Source organism: Ottowia thiooxydans DSM 14619 (genome assembly GCF_000422885.1).
Classification (GTDB): domain Bacteria; phylum Pseudomonadota; class Gammaproteobacteria; order Burkholderiales; family Burkholderiaceae_C; genus Ottowia; species Ottowia thiooxydans.
Genome location: NZ_AUGX01000061.1, coordinates 1 through 19,777, shown reverse-complemented (window position 1 = coordinate 19,777; position 19,777 = coordinate 1). Strand labels below are relative to the sequence as shown.

Genomic DNA, 19,777 nt, shown 5'->3' with positions numbered 1-19,777 from the left:
TTCCCCCTCTGGGGGAAGGTTGGGAAGGGGGCAAGCGGCGCTTGATTAAGCGCTGCGGTTGCTAGTTACCTTCTGCTCTTTTCTTGAGGTCGGAGACCGGGATTGCCCCCGGCAGTGCAGTCCCTTTCTTTGCTCGCCCAAAGCAAGGAACCAAAGAAAGGCGACCCCAAGTCCGTGTCCCTGCGCTGCGCTCCGGGCACCCTCCGGTGCTCAGGCAAGGGGCGGTGCGGCAGAACTCTCTTCTCTCGCTTCGCTCACTACGTTCAAACAGCTGCCGCAAGCTAGTTCACGAAGCAAGAGCATCTTTCAGTGCTCTTGCCCGCCCCTTGCCCTGCGCTCCTCGGCACGGTCTCAAGGGGTTGGGAGCCGTGCTCGGGCCATTGCTGCGCTCGGCCCTCGGGTTGCTCGTCTTTCCCATTTGGGAAAGATGAATTCAAGAACTTGACGTACCCGTTCAGGGGCCGTGCGTTAGCGCCTCAGCTCGCGCCATGAACACTATATGACCCCATGCGCTCGCAGCTCCGCAACCGCCGCCGCATTCAATCCCAGTTCACCATAAACCTCTTCATTGTGTTCGCCCACTCCAGGCCCGCTGCGAGGTATAGGCGGGCGATAGTTTGAGAAGCGCGGCACGATGCAGGGTGCGGGGATCTCGCCCAGATCTGGATCAGGCAGGCTGATAACAGCCTGGCGTGCCTGAATCTGTGGATCGGCCATGGTGTCTGCGATGGAGTGGATCTTGCTGTGGGGTACTTCGAATTGCATTAGCCTCTGCTGTAGATCAGCCAGGGTGTGGCTGCGGCACCAATCGGCGACCAGACCATCGATTTCGTCAGCGTGTATCAGGCGTGTGGCGGTCGTGGCAAAGCGGGGGTCTTCCAGCAGATCGGTTCGGCCCATGGCGTCAAAGATGCGCCGGAAGGCTGCGCCGCTGGTGCCCACAATCGTGAGCCAGTAACCATCTTGCGTTGCGAAGATGTTGGATAGAGCGGAGTAGGTAGCGCGCGCGCCAGTGCGCTCGCGTACCTTGCCCATCAGCTGGTACTCAGCCGCCAAAGGGTCCAGCGTGCGAAGCAGGGCTTCGGTGGCGGAGAGGTCTATTTCGCAGCCGCGGGGTACTCCTGCGGGCTGGCGGGCCTGGCCGGCCACGGCTGCCGCGATCGAGAAGGCGCCGAAAACACCAGCAATAACGTCTCCCAGTGGGTGGTTCATATGCTGTGGTGAGCGACCGGCCTCGCCTGTGAGGTTTGCGAAACCGCTCATGGCTTCAAAGATGCGCGCGAAACCTGGGCGGTTGGCGTAGGGGCCGGTTTGGCCGAAGCCCGTTAGACGGAGCACAATGAGATCAGGGTTGTGCGCTTGCAATGTGGCGAGATCCAAACCCCAGCGGTCCAGCGTGCCGGTGCGGAAGTTTTCCACCAGCACGTCATACTGGGGCAGCATTTTTAGAAAAAGTGCCCGCCCTTCGGGTTTGCGTACATCCAGAGAGATGCCACGCTTTCCGCGGTTGGTGACCTTCCAGTACAGAGCGTGCTCTCCCATGACGGGCAGCATGTGACGAAGCGTGTCGCTACCGTCAGGCAGCTCCAGCTTGGTGACTTCAGCGCCTAGATCGCCGCACAGGGTGGCGGCAAACGGAGCGGCGAGCACCGTGGCCATGTCCAGGATGCGCAAGCCTTGCAAAGGGCCGGTGGAGGCGGGAATGGAGTTCGGCATGCTGCAAGCTCAGTCGACCGTGATGTGGTTGTCCTTGACGATCTTCGTCCAGGCGTCGATCTGCTGGCGCAGGTAGGTGCCGAACTGCGCAGGCGTATTGGCAACGATCTCGTAGCCCATCTCCACCAGTTGCTTGCGTGTGGCGGGTTGGTTGATGGCTTGCATCATCGCGGCATGCAAACGGTTCACGATGGCGGGAGGCGTATTGGCGGGAAGCATCAGACCGAAAGTGGCGCCAAATTCCAAGCCTGGGTAACCCGCCTCCGCGAGCGTTGGTACATCCGGCAGCAAGGGTGAGCGCTGGTTCGTCAAGATCGCCAGCGCACGCACTTTGCCGGCTTTCACTTGTGTGCCGGAAGGGATCATGGCGTCGATGGCCAGCTCCACCTGTCCGCCCATCAAATCGGCCAATGCCGGTGCGCTTCCTTTATAGGGAATGTGAAGCATGTTCAGGCCCAGTTTGGCCTTCAGCAACTCGCCTCCCAGATGCCCGATGCTCCCGGTGCCTGCGCTGGCATAGCTCAGCCCGCTTGGCCGGGATTTGCTCAGTGCCACCAGTTCCTGGACGTTTTTGGCCGGCACTTTGGAGCTCACCAGCAACAGGCCGGGGTTGTTGACCAGTAGGGAAAGCGGCGTCAGATCTTTCAGCGGATCGTAGGGGGTCTTGATGCCAAGGGCCGTGTTGAGATAGATCGGTGCGCCCACCGCCAGCAGCGTGTAGCCATCTGCTGCGCCTCGTACGACGATCTCGGTGGCGTTGATGGTGCCTCCGCCTGGTCTGTTTTCAACCACGACAGGCTGGCCCAAAGTCTCCGCCATTCCGGGAGCGATGGCACGCATCACGAGATCGGTACCCCCGCCAGGTGCGTAGGGCACAACCAGGCGAATGGCCTTGCTCGGGTAGGTGCCTGCGCCGCTTTGGGCGAGAGCGGGGCCAGCCAGCCCGGCGGCCAGCAGCACTATGCAAGAAAGGGATCTGAAGTGCGTCGTGAATTTCATGGAGTGTCTCCTTGGGTAGTTTTTTTGAGGGGCGTGGCTCAGGCTGTCACCGGGGCAAGGTGTGCGTTGTTCTCTGTGGCGAGCCGCTCCAGGCTGTCCTGCGCTTCGCCCACGATGTCGTTCATGACATCGGCCACAGTGCGTACCTCGTTGAAGTAGGCAATGCTCTGGCCCGCAGGGTGGTGCATGAGCGGCTGAACTTCATGCTCGTCGATCGCGCCAAGCAGATCTCCTACCAAAATGTCTTGTAGCGGCATCTTCAGCGGCGAAGGTGCATCTGGAGCGGCCCATTCCTCGGACCAGGCACTGCGAATCTGCCGCAAGGTCTTGCCGCTATCTGCGCGTGAGATCACGGTGTCTTCGCTGCGCGCGGCGAGCAGCTTGTCTCGGATCACCGGGTGCATGTGGTGCTCCGCAGTGGTCAACCATGCGGTTCCCATCCAAACGCCCTGAGCACCCATGGCCAGAGCCGCCAGGAGGTGGCGCCCGGTGGCCACTCCGCCTGCAGCCAGAACGGGCACGTCACCAGCCACATCCACGATTTGGGGTACCAACGAGAAGGTGCCAATGGTGCCGGTGTGCGCTCCGGCGTCATAGCCTTGAGCTACCAGGATGTCGATAGGTTTGGAGAGGGCGTTTCTCGCGTGCTTGGGAGAGCCCACCAGAGCCAGTACGAGCTTGCCGGCAGCCTTGGCGCGCTCGATCACCTCCAGAGGGGAGCCTATGCCGCAGGCCAGCATGTTCACATCTGAGCGCATGACCACTTCCAGTTGCGCCTGGGCTGACTGCTCGGAGCGCACGAACCGCGAGCGCATGCCGGCTTGGCCCGCAGCGGGAACAGCGTATTTTTCCTGGAGACCCCGAACGAAGGCTCTGTGGGCTTCGGGTAATTGAGCCTCGATGGCGGACCGGTCGTCGGTTTCAGGCATGCCCGTGGGCAGCACCAGGTTCACCCCAAAGGCCTTCTTTCCCACTTGAGCGCGAATCCATGCCAGGTCGCGCTCGATTTCCTCCGGCGTATGGCGTGTGGCGCCCAACACGCCGAACCCACCCGCATTGCAGATGGCAGCGACTGCCGCCGCATCGTGAGCAAAACCGAAGACCGGATTGGTCATGCCGAGGCGGCGGCTCAGGCGGGTTTGAAGAGGGTCGAAAGGCATGAAGGTCTCCGTTCAAAATTTGGTTGACAAAATATTAGTCAAGTTGACGTATAATTTTTCCATTTAGTCCAAGAGAAGTCAACAAGCAGATAGGCTTACGATCCATGCCATCTCCATCTGTCGCCTCGAATTCCGTGGAAACGACCGCTACCAAAGCTGAAAAAGATCCCCAGTTCGCCTATACGCTTGCCAAAGGTTTGGAGGTGTTGCGGGCGTTCGATGCGGCTTCGCCCACGTTGAGCAACCGTGACATCGCCACGCGAACCGGCATCGGTCGGCAGACGGTGGTGCGCCTCACGCGCACGCTCGCCCAGCTGGGTTATCTCCGTTACAACGAGTCTGCGGCGCGTTACAGGCTGGCTGCGCCAGTGCTTTCCTTTGGGTACCCGCTGCTATGCCAATTGGGCGTTCGGCAACTCGCTCGGCCCTACATGCAGGAGCTGGCCGATTTCGCCCGTGGTGCCGTCTCCCTGGCCATGCGCGGGGGCGACCGGCTGGTGTTGATAGAAACCTGCGTTGACCGCAATGCCCCTTCCGGCCGCCCGGATGTCGGGGCCGGCCGTCACTTTCACGACACCTCGCTCGGCCACACGTATTACTGCGCCGCGGATGACGCTGAGCGCCTTGAGATTGACACCCTGCAACGCGTGCGCGACCCACAAGGCTGGCCAGCCTTGCAGAAGCGATTGGCGGCCTCCAGAGAGCAGTTCAAGGCGCATGGGTACTGTGTCGTTGTCACGCCTGGAGCGGGTCTTACGGCAATAGCTGTACCTGTAGGGGTGATCGAGGACGAACGAATCGTGTTGAATTGCGTCACGGCTCAATTCAATTTACAACCCGACACCCTGCAGACGCAGATAGCGCCACGCCTGTTCAACCTCGTTCGGGTGCTGCGTGATGCAACAGGGCGGCACCCTTAAGATCGCAAGTACGTTTGTCGGACTTTGCATCTGCCGCGCTCGTCTCATAATCGAGGATCTACGCGCGCGGTGATGAGGCATTCGTGTTGGCTTCGCCTTGCACGGCTATGCTCCGGCGCGCACCATTCAATTTGCTTGAGGAGACTTCATGACCATCAAACTCTATTACGCATCGGGCGCCTGCTCCTTCGTGCCTCACTCCATGCTGGAGATCGCAGGAGCCACCTTTGAGCCCATGACCATCAAGCTGCACAAGAACGAGCAGAACAGCCCTGAATACAAGGCTATCAATCCGCGTGGTCAGGTGCCTGTGCTGGTGGATGGTGATCAGGTCATTACGCAGATCGTGGCCATCATTACCTACATCGATGCCAAATTCCCTGAAGCTGGTTTCATCCCGAAAGACCCGCTGGCGCGCGCCCACTTCGTTGAGACGCTGGCCTGGATGAACAACACGGTTCATCCCACCTTCACCCACATCTTCATGCCGTTCAAGTTCAGCGATGACGCGGCCGCCCAGCAAGCGATGAAGACGTACAACTCCGGCGTGTACCGGCAGTTGATGGGAGAGCTGCAGGGCTTGGTGCAAAAAGCCAAAGCTGACGGCCGCGACTGGCTGGGCGGTGTGCACTGCGGGCCGCTGGATACCTATGCGTTGACCCTGCTCCGTTGGGGCACTATCGCGGGTGTCAATCCTGAGGACTATCCAGAGTTGTGGGCCTTCGTTCAGCGCGTGGCGCTGGTGCCTGCAGTGGCGCGCGCCATGGAGCGCGAAAAGCTGCAACTCAGCTTGTATAAGCCCTGATTTTTTGCATCACGTCCCTGCATGGCTGAATTTCAACTCGGCCTCAAGCATCGGTAGCTGACACGAGTGCCGGGCGCGTGCCCGGTGCTAGCGAGGGCGCTCTATTGGCGTTCAGAATCATGAACACGTTTTCAGATGTCCATCTCAGTGTGATCGTGCCTATGCGCGGTACCTTGGCAGACTTCGAACGCACGCTCTGCCTCAATCGCGCCATGCTGGGGCGCGCCGGACTCGAATTGGTGCTTGTGCTGGGCGAGCCCGGCCTGGAGCCGGAGACGCACGCGCTGATGCAGCACTACGCTGACATTCAATGGACGTTGCTCGCCCTCGAAGGGGAGCCGGGCGAGGCTTGGCGCGCCCGCGCCATCAATGCCGGCGTGCGCCACAGCCTGGGGAAGTTTGTTCTGGTGTGTGGAGAAAACATTGCCTTTATGAGCGACGTGCCGGCTCAGGTGCTGACAGGATTGCTCGGGCAACCCAACGCCGTTGTCCTGGGACGCTGCGGCCATGCCAGCGTGGAGCAATGGCAGGCCGCTGGTTCGCGGGCGGCGTTGTTCAGCCAGGTGGCACCAGCCCAGATCGATCCCGCATCTCTTGGCGCCCTGACAGGGGTTTCACGAGAAGCGCTTGAGGCTGTTGGGGGATACGATGAGAGCGTTTCCGGCGACAGCGCGGGTGAAAACAACCTGCGTATCCGGCTCGAGGCGGCCGGTTACGGACTGCTGGTCAGCCCTCATGTACTGAACGTCCATATCTCAGACTTCGCGAAGGCCCCGGGGGGCTGGCCGGAGATGCCCGCAGATTCGGCTGCCTATTCCCCGGACTCGACCATGGCCGCCAGCGGCAGGCTGAACCAAATGGGTCCAGAACACCGCGCGAGGTATGTGGACGGCCGGCTGCCTGATCCCATGGCGCAGGCCCCTGAGCTGCTCCAGTGTCAGGGGTTCGCTCCCTGGCTGGCTATGAGATCGCTGCGCCTGTGCCCCGTGTGCTATCGCTTCACGCACTACCAGGCTGCAAGAGGGTATTGCGCGCTTTGCTTGCCCCAGCCTGCAGCAGGCACCGGGCGCGTCAGGATACTGGGCGTCATTCAGGTGAGAAACGAGGCTGCTCTGTTGCGAGGGTGCCTCGATCACCTGCGTCCCTACGTCGACGGCTTTGTCATCCTTGACGACGGTTCCACAGACGATACGTCGCGCATGATTGAAGCTGAGCCGCGACTGGTGGCCCACCTGCGCAATCCCGTGACCAACCCCCATCACTGGGACGAGAAGGGTAACAAGCAACGCCTGCTGAGTGCCGCCAAAAAAATGGGGGCTGATTGGGTGCTGGTATGTGATGCGGATGAAAGGCTGGAAGCCTTGTTCCTTCAGCATCTGCGCGCGATGGCGGGGGTACTCGCTCCGTTAAGACTCCCCTGTGTGAGTCTGGCTCTGCGGGAGTTGTGGGACCAGCCGGATCAATACCGAGTGGATGGGGTATGGGGGCGCAAGCGGGTGGCGCGCTTTTTTGCGTTGCCCGATCGCATCAGCTTCGACGCCACCACCGCCTTGCATGGTCCTTGGTATCCGGATGAAGTCGGCGCTCGAGGCAACTTTATTGTGACGGGGTACCACATGTACCACTTGCGCATGATTCATGCGGCCGATCGGCTGGCCCGCCGTGACCGCTACAAGCAACTGGACCCGAACAACCAGTTTCAGGAGATCGGCTACGACTACCTGACCGATGAATCCAATGGACTGGCATTGAGCCCCGTCAGCGCACTGCGTGCCTATGACATGGCTTCTCTGCCATGACCTCGCAGCAAGGCGCTCAGTAGCTTTTCAGGAAGTTTTCCCGGTGGCGCCGATAGTAAAGGAGGGCCTGATCCACGTGGGTAACCGTGGCTCCTGCGGCAATCATGCCGTTCCAGAGATTCCAGTCTTCCTCAGGATGGTTGGCATGGGCGCCGGGCCTGCGCGCGTAGCCCACCTTGCGGCCCACTTCTGTGCGGTAAAGCATTGAGCCGTGGTGTTGACCGGCTCGGCGCCAGTAGTAGTCGCCATGCAGGGCCTGCGTGCTGTCTGGATATCCGCGTGAGATTTGTTCCTTGAGCTCGCCGGTCACCACGATGTTGTAGGTGGCAATGTCTGAGCGAGCCGTTGACAGAATCTCGATCGCATCAGATCGAAGCCAGTTGTCAGCGCCCAAATACATCACATACTCGCTCTTCACTCGTTCCAGCATGTCTTGAAAGTTCGCCACGACGCCCAGGTTTTTGTCGCGCAGCACAAAATCTACTTCTGGATATAGCGTTTCCAGAAAAGCGCAGTCTCCCGCGCCGTCATCGACGAACAAAATGCGTTCGGGCAATTGGCTCTGGCCTAGCAACGATTCGATGCAATGGGAAGCCAGATGCCCGTAGCGGTACGAGGCAATGACTACTGTAATCATGACGGCCGCAGTCGGGGGTGTTTTGCACGAGCGACGCGCGCTATAAGAAAATAGGTATCCACAGGGGATCCTAACATTGGCACAAATACTGCAAACAGTAACAATTAAATCCGCCTTGCGGAATGCTATCTCCGAGGCTGCGGACCCCGAGGCCTAGAAAACAGCCTGCGTCTATGCGGTGAATCGAACCGTGAAGCAGGCGCCCGGCCGGGGTTGGCCAGGTCGAGCGTCCTCGAGGCTCACTTCAGCGCCGTGCTGACGCGCAATCTCTCGCACGATCGGCAGGCCCAGGCCGGAGCCATCCACGTTGGTGCCCAGCGCGCGGTAGAAGGGCTCGAACACGCGCTCTCGTTCACTCGCAGGGATGCCCGGGCCGTTATCTTCTACCTGGATCATGGGCGCTCGGCTGAATCCGTCTCTAAAGGCTCGTGCGGTGATCACGCCGGGGTGTCCGGCAGCAGACGGCGCGTAGTTGATTGCGTTGTCCACCATATTGCGGATCATCTCTTTCAACAGCGTGGGGTTGCCCGGCACTATGAGTTCTGCCGTACCCGCATCCAGACCGTCATAGCCTAGATCGATATGGCGATCCATCGCGCGGGGCACGGCATCCTGCACCACTTCGATGGTCAAGCGCGCCAGATCGCAAGGCTGCTGGCCAAGGGTTGCACCGCCGCCTTCAGCACGCGCCAATGCCAATAGTTGGTTCACCGTGTGGGTGGCACGCACGCTGGCGCGCCCGATTTGTTGAAGTGACTGTTTCAGATCCTCTGCGCTGGATCCCTCCCGCTGCGCCAAGTCTGCCTGCATGCGCAGGCCGGCTAACGGCGTCTTGAGTTGATGCGCGGCATCAGCCAGGAAGCGCTTTTGCGTCGCAACGGAGTCCTTCAGTCGCGTTAGCAAATCATTCACTGAAGCCACCAGAGGCGCCACCTCCTGCGGCACCGCGTGATCATCCAGGGGGCTCAGGTCGTCCGGCTTGCGGGCGCGAATACGCTCTTCCAGTTCGGCCAGTGGTTTGATTCCTCGCACCAGTGCCAACCATACAAGCAGCACGGCCAGCGGCAGGATGGCAAATTGAGGAAGCATCACGCCCTTGATGATTTCTGTGGCCAGCACGCTGCGCTTCTCGCGGGTCTCGGCCACCTGCACCAGGGCCAACTGGCGTGAGCCCTCAATGCGCACCCACAGGTGGGCCACGCGCACCGGCAGACCCCGGAATTCGGTGTCGCGCAGATGGGCTCCATCGGGCGCTTCAATCTCCATCTCATTCGGCTCTGGGGCGGCCGGTGGCGGAAGATCGCGTTCACCCGAAAGGAACTCCCCTTGGCCGCCCAGAACCTGGTAGTACACGTTGTCGGAATCGTCTGCGCGCAGCAACTCGCTGGCAGGCTGCGGAAGGTTGAAACGTACGCGCTTGCCCGGGCCTACCTGGATGAACTGCGCCAGCGCTTGCGCGTTGTAAACCAGGGCGCGATCAAAAGGTTTGTTGGCCAGGTTCTGAGCCACCAGCCAAGTCAATGCCAGACTGACAGGCCACAAAAGCAGGAGCGGGGTGAGCATCCAATCCAGGATCTCGCCGAAAAGCGAACGCTGAGCGCGTTGGAAGAGCTTCATGCAAGCATGACCGAACACCACCCCGTTGGTAGATGACGGATCACTGGCACATGCTGTAGGCCAGCACTCCAGCGGATAGGATCATCTGACATAGGCAAGGCAGCCACAGTCATGTGCCATGGCTTACCCAGGAATCTTCTCCAGGCAGTACCCTAATCCCCGCACAGTGGCGATGCGGATAGGCCCCTTTTCAATCTTCTTGCGCAGGCGATGGATGTACACCTCAATGGCGTTGTTGCTCACCTCTTCGCCCCACTCGCATAGGCGATCGACCAACTGATCTTTGCTGACCAACCGGCCTGAGCGTTGCAGCAGCACTTCAAGTAAACCCAGCTCGCGTGCTGAGAGATCGACCAATTTTCCATCGATGCTGGCTACGCGGCCGGCCTGGTCGTATTCCAGCGGGCCGTGCTTGATCGTGGATGTGGCGGCGCCCATGCCGCGGCGTGTGAGCGCTCGCACGCGTGCCTCCAGCTCGCTCAATGCGAAGGGCTTGGCCATGTAGTCATCAGCCCCGTAATCGAGGCCTTTCACGCGCTCTTCCACGCTGTCGGCCGCTGTGAGAATGAGCACCGGCAAGGTTTGCCCACGCGAGCGGAGGCGTTTCAGAACTTCCAGCCCGTGCATCTTGGGCAGGCCCAGATCGAGTATCAGCAAGTCGAACTCGGTGTTGGTCATGAGCGCAGCATCCGCCTCCGTGCCATTCACTACATGATCCACCGCCGCTCCCGCATTGCGCAAGCTGCGCATCAGCCCATCGGCGAGCACCTGGTCATCTTCCGCGATAAGAATCCGCATGGCTTTTGTCTCCTCTCAGATCGTAACGACCGGGCTTTGTGTCAAATTCTAGTGTGCTGTCCCGTAAATACCTGAACAAAATGAAATTGATGCATTCGTGCACAGTGCAAGGCACAAAACACAGTGGTACCGGGCAGTATCGCGAGGCTTTGAATGCGGCCGGCTAGGTGTGGCCGGCTAGGTGCGGCTGGCCAGGAGCTGCCATGGGTGCGAAGGCGCGATGTCATGTACAGGTATTTGCGGCACAGCACGCAGTTGGCCTCGTGAATACGCCTTAGTGTGAACACGCCCTAGTCTCTCAAGCCTGTCCGTAAGCCTCCAGCCCAAGCGCTACCACTGTAGCCACTTCTTCACCCACGGCGGCTCGAAACTCCTCCTCGGTTTGCGCTACCGCGCTCTTGAAAGCGGCCAACCAGGCCAGTCCCGTTGGCGTGAACTGAATCATTCGCGCCCGTTTGTCGTGGGGGTCGGGCTGGCGTACCACCAAGCCCCAGGCCTCGCATTGGTTCACCAGATCTCCCATGGCTTGCTTGGTCATGCCGGCTGCTTCAGCCAAATCGGTCAATCGCGAACCTTCGAGCGCCAGATGCCGCGTGATGTGGATATGTGCCGCACCCACCTTGTCCCGCGCAGCCAGATGGGAAAGTGCCAGGGGAACGGCTTCATCATCGGCCATCAGGTGCAGTACACGCTCGTCGAAGCGGCGCATGGCGTGGCCTAGCAATCGGCCGAAATGCGTCTGCCTCCAGGAGTCTTCATGGGTCATCTGCATATCGTAAGGCAAACTGACTTAAAAATCAGTTTACTCGAATCAATGTATTGATATACAGTCCTGTTCAGGCATCCAGTCAAATAAAAACTGAATGCAATAACTAATTGATTTAAAAGGAAAATCCATGAGCGCGAGTCTGGCTGTCACTGACAAAGTCGAAAAAGCTAAAGCCCTGCAAGCCGCACTGGCTCAGATCGAAAAGCAGTTTGGCAAGGGCACCATCATGCGCCTGGGCGAAGGCGAGCAGATCCAGGATATTCAGGTCGTTTCCACTGGTTCACTGGGTTTGGATGTGGCTCTTGGCGTGGGCGGTTTGCCGCGCGGGCGCGTGATTGAGATCTATGGCCCGGAAAGCTCCGGCAAGACGACCTTGACACTGCAGGTCATCGCCGAAATGCAAAAACTGGGCGGAACCTGTGCTTTCGTTGATGCCGAGCACGCGCTGGACACCGGCTATGCCGAAAAGCTGGGCGTGAACCTGCACGACATGCTCATCAGCCAGCCCGACACTGGCGAGCAAGCCCTGGAAATTGTTGATTCGCTGGTGCGCTCCGGCGCTGTGGATCTGGTGGTGATCGATTCGGTTGCCGCTCTGGTTCCCAAAGCAGAGATTGAAGGCGAGATGGGGGATAGCCTGCCCGGCTTGCAGGCACGCTTGATGAGCCAGGCGCTGCGCAAACTCACCGCCACCATCAAGAAGACCAACTGCACGGTTATCTTCATCAACCAGATTCGCATGAAGATCGGCGTTATGTTCGGCAGCCCGGAGACCACCACTGGGGGCAATGCGCTCAAGTTCTACGCCAGCGTACGCCTGGACATCCGTCGCACCGGCACCATCAAGAAGGGCGATGTGGCTATTGGCAACGAAACCAAAGTCAAAGTGGTGAAGAACAAGGTCAGCCCGCCCTTCAAGACGGCAGAATTCGACATCCTGTTCGGCGAAGGTATTTCGCGTGAAGGCGAGATTATTGATATGGGCGTGGTGGCGCGCGTCGTCGAGAAAAGCGGTGCCTGGTATGCCTATGCAGGGGAAAAAATTGGTCAAGGGCGAGACAATTCCCGAGAGTTCCTGCGTGAAAACCCAGATCTGGCGCGTGAAATCGAAAACAAGGTGCGCGAGTCCTTGGGAATTGTTCTGTTGAACGACGTGGTTCCAAGCGGCGAAGACGTCAAAGCGGCCAAAGCGACCAAAGAGGTAAAAGAAGCTAAAGAGGCCAACGAAGTTAAGGCTTGACGCGCTGAGTGCCCCTCATGAGCTTTTCGAGCTCGTGAAAACGCTCTGAGAACAGCTTTGCCTCCTTTCCAACTCTCCCTCAAAGGCCGCGCGCTGCGTTATCTCGCGGCGCGCGAGCATTCGCGTTCCGAACTGGAGCGCAAACTGGCTGAGCACGAAGCTGAGCCGGGTGAGCTGGCCCGCGTGCTGGATGAACTGACGGCCAAGGGCTTCATCAGCGAAGCACGGGTGGTGGAATCAGTTCTTCATCGCCGCGCGAGCAAGCTGGGCACTGACCGTGTGGTGCATGAATTGCGCGGCAAGGGCGTGAGTGCGGAGGCGCTTGCAGAGGCGGCGCAACGCCTTCGTGAGAGCGAGTTCGAGCGTGCCTGTGAGGTGTGGCGCCGAAAATTTGCTGCGAGTGCGGCGGAGCCCGATGAACCCACGGAGCCCACAGAACGAATGCGCCAGATGCGCTTTCTGGCTGCGCGCGGGTTCAGCGCTGAGGTTGTACGGCGTGTGGTGCGCGAAATGATTTCCCCCCAATAGCGACTGCTAAGTCAGGTGCTTGCCCCCTGGGATCGCTTAGCTTCCTGCTCGGCAGCAGCAGCGATCGAAGAGGACAAAAAAATGCCGAGCTAAAACTCGGCATTTTTTACGGGGCGAGTTCAGCAACCCGAAATCAGATCCCCAGCATCAACTTCAAGTTCTGCACCGCAGCGCCGCTAGCACCTTTACCCAGATTGTCCAGTCTGGCTACCACCACGGCCTGCTGAGCATCCGCGTTTCCAAATACGCGGATTTCAAGCTGGTTGGTGTCTTTCAAGGCCACGGCATCCAGCTTGCCGGATTCGGGGGCATCTGCCACAGACACCCACTCCGCCCCTGCATAGTGCTGGGTGTAGATTTCGAGCAGCTTCTCCAGCGTAGGCCGCCCCGGCAGCAGATCCAGGTGAAGCGGTAGCTCCACGAGCATGCCTTGGTCGAAATTGCCCACACTGGGAATGAAGATTGGCCGACGCGTGACGCGGCCGTATTTCATGATTTCGGGAACATGCTTGTGTTTCAGCCCCAGCGCGTAGAGCTCGTACGCAGGCGCTTCGCCTGCCTCATAAGCCTCAATCATCTGCCGGCCACCACCCGTATAACCGCTGACTGACGGCAAAGAGACCGGGTGATCGGGCGGCAGCACGCCTGCATCCACCAGGGGGCGAAGCATGGCTATGCCACCTGTGGCGTAGCAGCCGGGATTGGCCACACGATCTGCATTCTGCACAGCGGCGCGCTGTTCTTTCGAGAGTTCGGGGAAGCCAAAAACCCAGCCATCGGCCACCCGGTGCGCGGTGGATGCGTCGATGATTTTTGGCTTGCGGCCAGAGAGCGTGTCGATCATGGCGACGGATTCGCGCGCCGCATCGTCGTGCAGGCAAAGCACCACTAGATCAGCTTCGCTCATCAGCGCCTTTTTCGCTTCGGGATCTTTGCGGCGCTCAGGCGCAATCGACAGCAATTCGATCTCGCTCATGCCTTGCAGCCGCTCGCGAATTTGCAGGCCTGTCGTACCGGCTTCGCCATCGATAAAAATCTTTGCCATGAGGGTGTTCTCCGAGAAAACCTGGGTTGCATCAAGACGAGGTTGGCGTCTGAGGCGATAATCGCTGAGTACCGGGTGTGCCGATGGCTCACCCATATTGGTGCATCGCACCATGATACATTCGCACGCGGCGGCGTTTACCGTGTTTGGGGCTGTACCGAGCTAAATTGTGGCGGCAGCCTGACGAATTCATTTAGAGGGGCTTCATGAAAATCCACGAGTACCAGGGTAAGGAGATCCTGCGCAACTTCGGCGTGCCTGTTCCACGCGGCATTCCGGCTTTTACAGTTCAGGAAGCTGTCGAGGCGGCGCAGAAACTAGGTGGCCCAGTATGGGTCGTCAAGGCGCAGATTCACGCAGGTGGCCGCGGCAAAGGCGGCGGCGTCAAGGTAGCCAAATCCATCGACGATGTGAAAAAGCTCGCCGGTGAGATTCTCGGCATGCAGCTGAAAACGCACCAAACTGGCCCAGAAGGCCAAAAAGTGCGCCGCCTGTACATCGAAGATGGCGCGGACATCCAGAAAGAGTATTACCTCTCCGTCGTGACTGACCGCGCAACCCAGCACGTGGCGTTCATCGCCTCCAGCGAGGGCGGGATGGACATCGAGGAAGTGGCTCATTCCACACCTGAGAAGATCATCACCTTGTTTGTCGATCCCCTGACGGGCCTGACACAAGCTCAGGGTGAAGAACTGGCCAAAGGCGTCGGCATGCCTGCCGACTCGCAAGCCCAGTTCATCGACATCTGCCAGAAGCTCTACAAGTGCTACATGGAGACTGATGCCTCCCTGGTCGAGATCAACCCGCTGAACCGGGATGGCAAAGGCAACGTCGTCGCGCTGGACTCCAAGTTCAACTTCGACACCAACGCCCTGTTCCGTCACCCCGATATCGTCGCCTTGCGCGATCTGGATGAAGAAGATCCAGCTGAAATCGAAGCCAGCAAATTCGATCTGGCCTACATCAGCCTGGATGGCAACATCGGCTGCCTGGTCAACGGCGCTGGTCTGGCCATGGCCACCATGGACACCATCAAGCTGTTTGGCGCAGAGCCGGCCAACTTCCTGGACGTTGGCGGTGGCGCCACGCCCGAGAAGGTGACCGAAGCGTTCAAGATCATGCTGAAGAACCCCAAGGTCAAGGCTATTTTGGTGAACATTTTCGGCGGCATCATGAAGTGCGACACCATCGCCACTGGCGTGATCACGGCCTGCAAGGCGGTGAATCTGCAAGTGCCGCTGGTGGTGCGCATGAAAGGTACCAACGAAGAGCTGGGCAAGAAGATGCTGGCCGAGAGCGGCTTGCCAATCATCAGCGCCGACACCATGGCCGAGGCAGCCCAAAAGGTGGTGGCGGCCGTCCAGGCCGTGAAGTGAGCCGGACGCTCAACACCTAAAGCTGAACCCAAGGATTCACCATGAGCATTTACGTCAATAAGAACACCAAGGTCATCACCCAGGGCATCACCGGCAAGACCGGTCAGTTCCACACTGAAAAGTGCCAGGAATACGCCAACGGCAAGAACTGCTTCGTTGCCGGTGTGAACCCCAAGAAAGCTGGGGAGACCATTTTCAACATCCCAATTTTCGCGAACGTCAAGGAAGCTGCCCATCAGACCGGCGCAACCTGCAGCGTGATCTACGTGCCGCCAGCTGGCGCCGCGGCCGCGATCTGGGAAGCCGTCGAAGCCGATCTGGACTTCGTGGTTTGCATTACCGAGGGCATTCCAATTCGGGACATGCTCATGGTGCGCAACAAGATGAAGGAAAAAGAGGCGCAAGGCGGCAAGAGAACGCTGCTGCTTGGCCCTAATTGCCCTGGCATCATCACGCCTGACGAGATCAAGATCGGCATCATGCCCGGCCACATTCACAAGAAAGGCCGCATTGGCGTGGTCAGCCGCTCCGGCACGCTGACCTATGAAGCCGTGGCACAACTCACAGAGTTGGGCATTGGCCAGTCCACTGCGGTCGGTATTGGCGGCGACCCCATCAACGGTCTCAAGCACATCGACGTGATGAAGGCCTTCAATGACGATCCTGATACCGATGCGGTGATCATGATTGGCGAAATTGGTGGCCCGGACGAAGCCGAAGCAGCCCGTTGGTGCAAAGACAACATGAAAAAGCCTATCGTGGGCTTTATCGCTGGTGTCACAGCGCCTCCAGGCAAACGCATGGGCCACGCTGGTGCACTGATCAGCGGCGGTGCCGACACTGCAGATGCCAAGCTTGCCGTCATGGAAGAGTGTGGGTTCACAGTGACCCGCAACCCCTCCGAAATGGGTAAGTTGCTCAAGGCGCTCCTGTAAAAAGGGCCTCCTTCAAGAAAACCGCCAGTTTTTCTGGCGGTTTTTTTTTGAGAAAACGACCAATCGGATACGCAGTTTTACGAAGGCGCGCGCGATTCTCATCCGATAGACTTCCGCCAGCGAAACCGCAGAGGGACGTGCACGGAGGGTGCCCGCCAACTATTCATCTGCGGTCGTCATAAAGCTGAGCAGGAGACAACTCCAATGGATATGTTGCAGAACACGGATTTCTGGATTGGTCTTATCAAGATCATCTGGATCAACATCATCCTTTCCGGCGACAACGCCGTGGTGATCGCTTTGGCGGCGCGCTCGCTACCCGCCGATCAGCAGAAAAAAGCCGTACTTTTTGGTTCAGGGGCCGCAGTGGTGCTGCGGATTCTCCTGACTCTGGTGGCCGTCAAGCTGCTCTCGCTGCCTTACCTGCAGATCATTGGCGGCCTGTTGCTGCTCTGGATTGGCGTGCAACTGTTGGGTGGTGAAGAGGAGGGCGAAGGCGAGGGCAAACAGCAGGGCGGCCTGATGGTGGCTATTCGCACAATCTTGATCGCAGACCTTGTGATGAGCCTGGACAACGTCATTGCGGTGGCGGCAGCGGCTCAGGGCAGCATGGTTCTGCTGGTTCTCGGCTTGGCCATCAGTATTCCTCTCGTGATCTTCGGCAGCACGATGATGATCAAGCTCATGGAGCGCTTTCCGATTATCGTCGTGCTGGGTGCGGCCCTTATCGGCTGGGTGGCTGGTGAAACCATCGTGGCCGACAACGCGCTCAAAGGCGTGCTCGGTGGAGCGTCCTGGGTGCATTACGTCGCCGCAGCCATTGGTGCAGCGCTGGTGCTCCTGATCGGCAATCTGTCGAAGCGTCGTAAGGCCGAAGCGGCCTGAGAAGCCGCCCCTACTGCTGGCTGCGCCATCCCTTCTACGGGTTGCTGCGCGCCGGCGCCTCTGGCATGCTCTGGATCTTCCTACTTAGCGGCACTCTGTCGTGAATTGGAAGCTCGCTGAACAAATCCGAAGAGAATAAGCACCATGCGGTGCTGCAACGCCTCGTTGTCGCGCTTCGCGCTGTGCGGTGTTGCTGCGGTTTGTTTCTTGTCAGGCACCAATTTCGACAGATTTGCTTTTGTTCAGCGAATATTCCACTCCCGAAATTAGATGCAGTTTGAATTCAGCGCTCTTACCGACGTAGGGCGTCACCGGAAGAATAACGAGGATGCCGTTCTGATCGAAGCGGACCACGGCCTCGTGATCCTGGCTGATGGCATGGGTGGGTATAACGCGGGAGAGGTCGCGAGTGCACTGGCCGTCGATGTCATTGCCCGGGAACTGAAGCCTGGTTTGACTAAATCCGGCGAGTTCGTCGATGTGCGTTCCCTTCGACGGGCCATGGAAGTTTGCGTAAGCAATGCCAATCGAGCCATATTTGAGGCTGCGCAAACTCAGGAAGCTTGCGCTGGCATGGGCACTACACTGGTGATGGCCGCGTCGCTTGGTCAATCGCTGCTGATTGGTCATGCAGGGGATTCCCGCGCTTACCGTTGGCGCGAGGGAGTTCTGATGCAGCTCACGCGCGATCATTCTCTGCTGCAGGAGCAACTGGACTCGGGCCTTATTACAGCTGAGCAGGCAGCAGTATCGCCCCATCGAAACCTGGTGACCCGGGCGTTGGGTGTGGAAGAAAATGTGTTGCTCGATATTCAGGCGTTCAACGTGTTGCCAGGTGATACTTACCTGCTTTGCTCCGACGGCCTCACCGACATGCTGACGGACAGCCAAATCGCCGAAGTGTTGACGGCAGTGCCGCAGGCCGACCTCAGGGCCACGCGTTTGGTCGAGCGAGCCAACGCCAATGGGGGGCACGATAACGTGACGGTCGCGCTTATGCAGGTGGTCGAAATGCCTAAAAAGTCCGGATTTGTTGCGAAACTGCGAAAATATTGATCGACATTGGGCTTTGACGCGCTACGCTACACGACTGCCGGACTAGGATGTTACCGGCTGTAAATGGGCCGCAGTGGTCCATTTTTAATGTCTGTTGACCCATAGCATAGCTATGGGCCTGCGAATCCCATGAAAACTGTCCTTTCCGGGGCCCATTTTCGCTTTCGGCGCTCCACGTCCGACAGCCTTCTTGGCTCTCTTAAAAATTTGCTCTCGGAGCATGTATGCCCAGGCTGATCGTGTCGATCGACGGAGTAGTCGTCAAAGAAGTGCTACTAAACAAAAGCCGGATTACCCTAGGTCGGCGGCCACACAACGACCTCGTCCTGGACCAGCTTGCCGTGAGCGGTGAGCATGCTGTGATCGTGTCTGAAGAAGGCAAAGTGACTCTCGAGGATCTCGGGAGCACCAATGGCACCTACGTGAATGGCGATCCTATCGTACGCCGGGTGTTGGTTGGGGGCGACGAAATTGATATTGGCAAATGCCGGCTCCAGTACCTTGATGAAACGGCCTCTTCGGATCTGGGTTTCACCGCAGGTCGTCTTGCCCCGCGTGTGAAAGTGCTGAGCGGCACAGCCGCCGGCCGAGAGCTTTTGTTGACCAAGACTCTCACGACCATAGGCAAGCCAGGGGTTTCTGTGGCTTCCATTACGCGCAGAACTTATGGGTTTGAGCTGGCACAGCTCGATGGTGCGGAAGTGCCTTCGGTCAATGGTGTCACGCTGGATGGTGGGCCTATCATCTTGAAGAATAATGATGTGATTAGTGTTGGTGGGGTTCGGTTGGAGTTTGTTGATCCGTGAAGAGCTGTGGCGGCTGAGGCTCTTTAGACCATACCTTTTCAGCTGCTAGTGCGTAAGCTCTTGCTCCCCCGTCTAAGACCGACGCTTGGGTCGCGCAGGAGCGGGCGCTAGCTCGTGTGCTCTTACTCCCTCTCCCGCCTGCGGGAGAGGGTGGGGTGAGGGTAGGCGGCGGTCGATTCAGCGCTGAGGTTGCTAATACCTTCTGCTCTTCTCTTGAGGCCCGAGGCCGGGATTGCCCCCGGCAGTGCAGTCCCTTTCTTTGCTCGCACCCGGAGCGCCGGCCGAAAGCAAGGAACCAAAGAAATGCGACCCCAAGTCCGTGTCCCTACGCTGGGCTCCGGGCAACCTCCGGTGCTCAGGCAAGGGGCGGTGCGGCAGAACTCTCTTCTTTCGCTTCGCTCACTACGTTCAAACAGCTGCCGCAAGCTAGTTCTTGAAGCAAGAGCATCTTTCAGTGCTCTTGCCCGCCCCCGGATGGCCGGCCCCTTGACCTGCGCTCCTCGGCACGGCCTCAAGGGGTGGGGAGCCTCACTCGGGCCATTGCTGCGCTCGGCCTTCGAGTCGTTAGTCTTTCCCCTATCGGGGAAAGATAATTTTGGCGCCTTCAAACAGTTGGTCTTGAGAGTCGGACAACGTTGTTGGTCTTGGTCTGAGGTCACATTATTCGTGCCCAACAAACCATCGAA

The 19,777-nt window shown here is 59.1% G+C and carries 18 protein-coding genes; 10 read left to right on the top strand and 8 right to left on the bottom strand.

Going from position 1 to position 19,777, the window contains the following annotated elements:
• Window positions 1-495 precede the first annotated feature (495 nt).
• The 3 genes from G518_RS0125260 to G518_RS36915 are packed head-to-tail and all read right to left on the bottom strand — an operon-like array spanning window position 496 to window position 3,875.
• On the bottom strand, window positions 496-1,716 hold the full coding sequence (locus tag G518_RS0125260; protein ID WP_028604876.1) for a CaiB/BaiF CoA transferase family protein: 1,221 nt from the start codon (window positions 1,714-1,716) through the stop codon (window positions 496-498).
• Window positions 1,717-1,725: 9 nt separating this feature from the next.
• Window positions 1,726-2,715: a Bug family tripartite tricarboxylate transporter substrate binding protein gene (locus tag G518_RS0125255; protein ID WP_036596094.1), complete on the bottom strand. Its 990-nt coding sequence runs from the start codon at window positions 2,713-2,715 to the stop codon at window positions 1,726-1,728.
• A gap of 38 nt (window positions 2,716-2,753) precedes the next feature.
• Window positions 2,754-3,875 (bottom strand): NAD(P)H-dependent flavin oxidoreductase, encoded by a 1,122-nt coding sequence (locus G518_RS36915; protein ID WP_051237388.1) that lies wholly within the window; start codon window positions 3,873-3,875, stop codon window positions 2,754-2,756.
• Between the two features lie 104 nt (window positions 3,876-3,979).
• Between G518_RS36915 and G518_RS0125245 the strand changes: the two genes are divergently transcribed.
• The 3 genes from G518_RS0125245 (at window position 3,980) to G518_RS0125235 (ending at window position 7,399) form a co-directional block, all read left to right on the top strand.
• Window positions 3,980-4,795: an IclR family transcriptional regulator gene (locus G518_RS0125245; protein ID WP_051237387.1), complete on the top strand. Its 816-nt coding sequence runs from the start codon at window positions 3,980-3,982 to the stop codon at window positions 4,793-4,795.
• A gap of 148 nt (window positions 4,796-4,943) precedes the next feature.
• Entirely contained in the window at window positions 4,944-5,600 is a 657-nt protein-coding gene (locus tag G518_RS0125240; RefSeq protein WP_028604873.1) for a glutathione S-transferase family protein, read from the top strand.
• A 119-nt stretch (window positions 5,601-5,719) separates the two neighbouring features.
• The gene (locus tag G518_RS0125235; RefSeq protein ID WP_028604872.1) at window positions 5,720-7,399 is read left to right on the top strand and encodes a glycosyltransferase family 2 protein; all 1,680 of its coding nucleotides are present in this window, start codon (window positions 5,720-5,722) and stop codon (window positions 7,397-7,399) included.
• Between the two features lie 16 nt (window positions 7,400-7,415).
• Here G518_RS0125235 and G518_RS0125230 read toward each other — a convergent pair whose 3' ends face one another.
• The 4 genes from G518_RS0125230 to G518_RS0125215 all read right to left on the bottom strand — a co-directional run bounded on the left by G518_RS0125230 (window position 7,416) and on the right by G518_RS0125215 (window position 11,217).
• Window positions 7,416-8,036 carry a glycosyltransferase family 2 protein gene (locus G518_RS0125230; RefSeq protein ID WP_028604871.1) on the bottom strand — a complete coding sequence of 207 codons (621 nt, stop codon included), beginning with the start codon at window positions 8,034-8,036 and terminating at the stop codon, window positions 7,416-7,418.
• A gap of 171 nt (window positions 8,037-8,207) precedes the next feature.
• Window positions 8,208-9,653 (bottom strand): sensor histidine kinase, encoded by a 1,446-nt coding sequence (locus G518_RS0125225; protein WP_028604870.1) that lies wholly within the window; start codon window positions 9,651-9,653, stop codon window positions 8,208-8,210.
• 123 nt (window positions 9,654-9,776) lie between these two features.
• Window positions 9,777-10,451: a response regulator gene (locus G518_RS0125220; RefSeq protein ID WP_028604869.1), complete on the bottom strand. Its 675-nt coding sequence runs from the start codon at window positions 10,449-10,451 to the stop codon at window positions 9,777-9,779.
• A 298-nt stretch (window positions 10,452-10,749) separates the two neighbouring features.
• Window positions 10,750-11,217, bottom strand: a complete 468-nt coding sequence (locus tag G518_RS0125215) for a MarR family winged helix-turn-helix transcriptional regulator (protein ID WP_084652272.1) — start codon at window positions 11,215-11,217, stop codon at window positions 10,750-10,752.
• Between the two features lie 130 nt (window positions 11,218-11,347).
• Between G518_RS0125215 and recA the strand changes: the two genes are divergently transcribed.
• A complete protein-coding gene (recA, locus tag G518_RS0125210; protein WP_051237386.1) occupies window positions 11,348-12,460 on the top strand; it encodes a recombinase RecA in 1,113 nt (370 codons plus the stop codon).
• A 57-nt stretch (window positions 12,461-12,517) separates the two neighbouring features.
• On the top strand, window positions 12,518-12,988 hold the full coding sequence (gene recX / locus G518_RS0125205) for a recombination regulator RecX (protein WP_051237385.1): 471 nt from the start codon (window positions 12,518-12,520) through the stop codon (window positions 12,986-12,988).
• Window positions 12,989-13,121: 133 nt separating this feature from the next.
• Here recX and argC read toward each other — a convergent pair whose 3' ends face one another.
• On the bottom strand, window positions 13,122-14,033 hold the full coding sequence (gene argC, locus G518_RS0125200; RefSeq protein ID WP_028604865.1) for an N-acetyl-gamma-glutamyl-phosphate reductase: 912 nt from the start codon (window positions 14,031-14,033) through the stop codon (window positions 13,122-13,124).
• A gap of 206 nt (window positions 14,034-14,239) precedes the next feature.
• Between argC and sucC the strand changes: the two genes are divergently transcribed.
• The 5 genes from sucC to G518_RS0125175 all read left to right on the top strand — a co-directional run bounded on the left by sucC (window position 14,240) and on the right by G518_RS0125175 (window position 19,091).
• Window positions 14,240-15,409 (top strand): ADP-forming succinate--CoA ligase subunit beta, encoded by a 1,170-nt coding sequence (sucC, locus tag G518_RS0125195; protein ID WP_028604864.1) that lies wholly within the window; start codon window positions 14,240-14,242, stop codon window positions 15,407-15,409.
• A gap of 41 nt (window positions 15,410-15,450) precedes the next feature.
• Entirely contained in the window at window positions 15,451-16,344 is an 894-nt protein-coding gene (sucD, locus tag G518_RS0125190; protein WP_028604863.1) for a succinate--CoA ligase subunit alpha, read from the top strand.
• Between the two features lie 204 nt (window positions 16,345-16,548).
• Window positions 16,549-17,229 (top strand): YjbE family putative metal transport protein, encoded by a 681-nt coding sequence (locus G518_RS0125185; protein ID WP_028604862.1) that lies wholly within the window; start codon window positions 16,549-16,551, stop codon window positions 17,227-17,229.
• Window positions 17,230-17,499: 270 nt separating this feature from the next.
• Complete coding sequence (locus G518_RS0125180; protein ID WP_028604861.1) at window positions 17,500-18,285, top strand: Stp1/IreP family PP2C-type Ser/Thr phosphatase; 786 nt, start codon at window positions 17,500-17,502, stop codon at window positions 18,283-18,285.
• A gap of 224 nt (window positions 18,286-18,509) precedes the next feature.
• Window positions 18,510-19,091 carry an FHA domain-containing protein gene (locus G518_RS0125175; RefSeq protein WP_028604860.1) on the top strand — a complete coding sequence of 194 codons (582 nt, stop codon included), beginning with the start codon at window positions 18,510-18,512 and terminating at the stop codon, window positions 19,089-19,091.
• Window positions 19,092-19,777 lie beyond the last annotated feature (686 nt).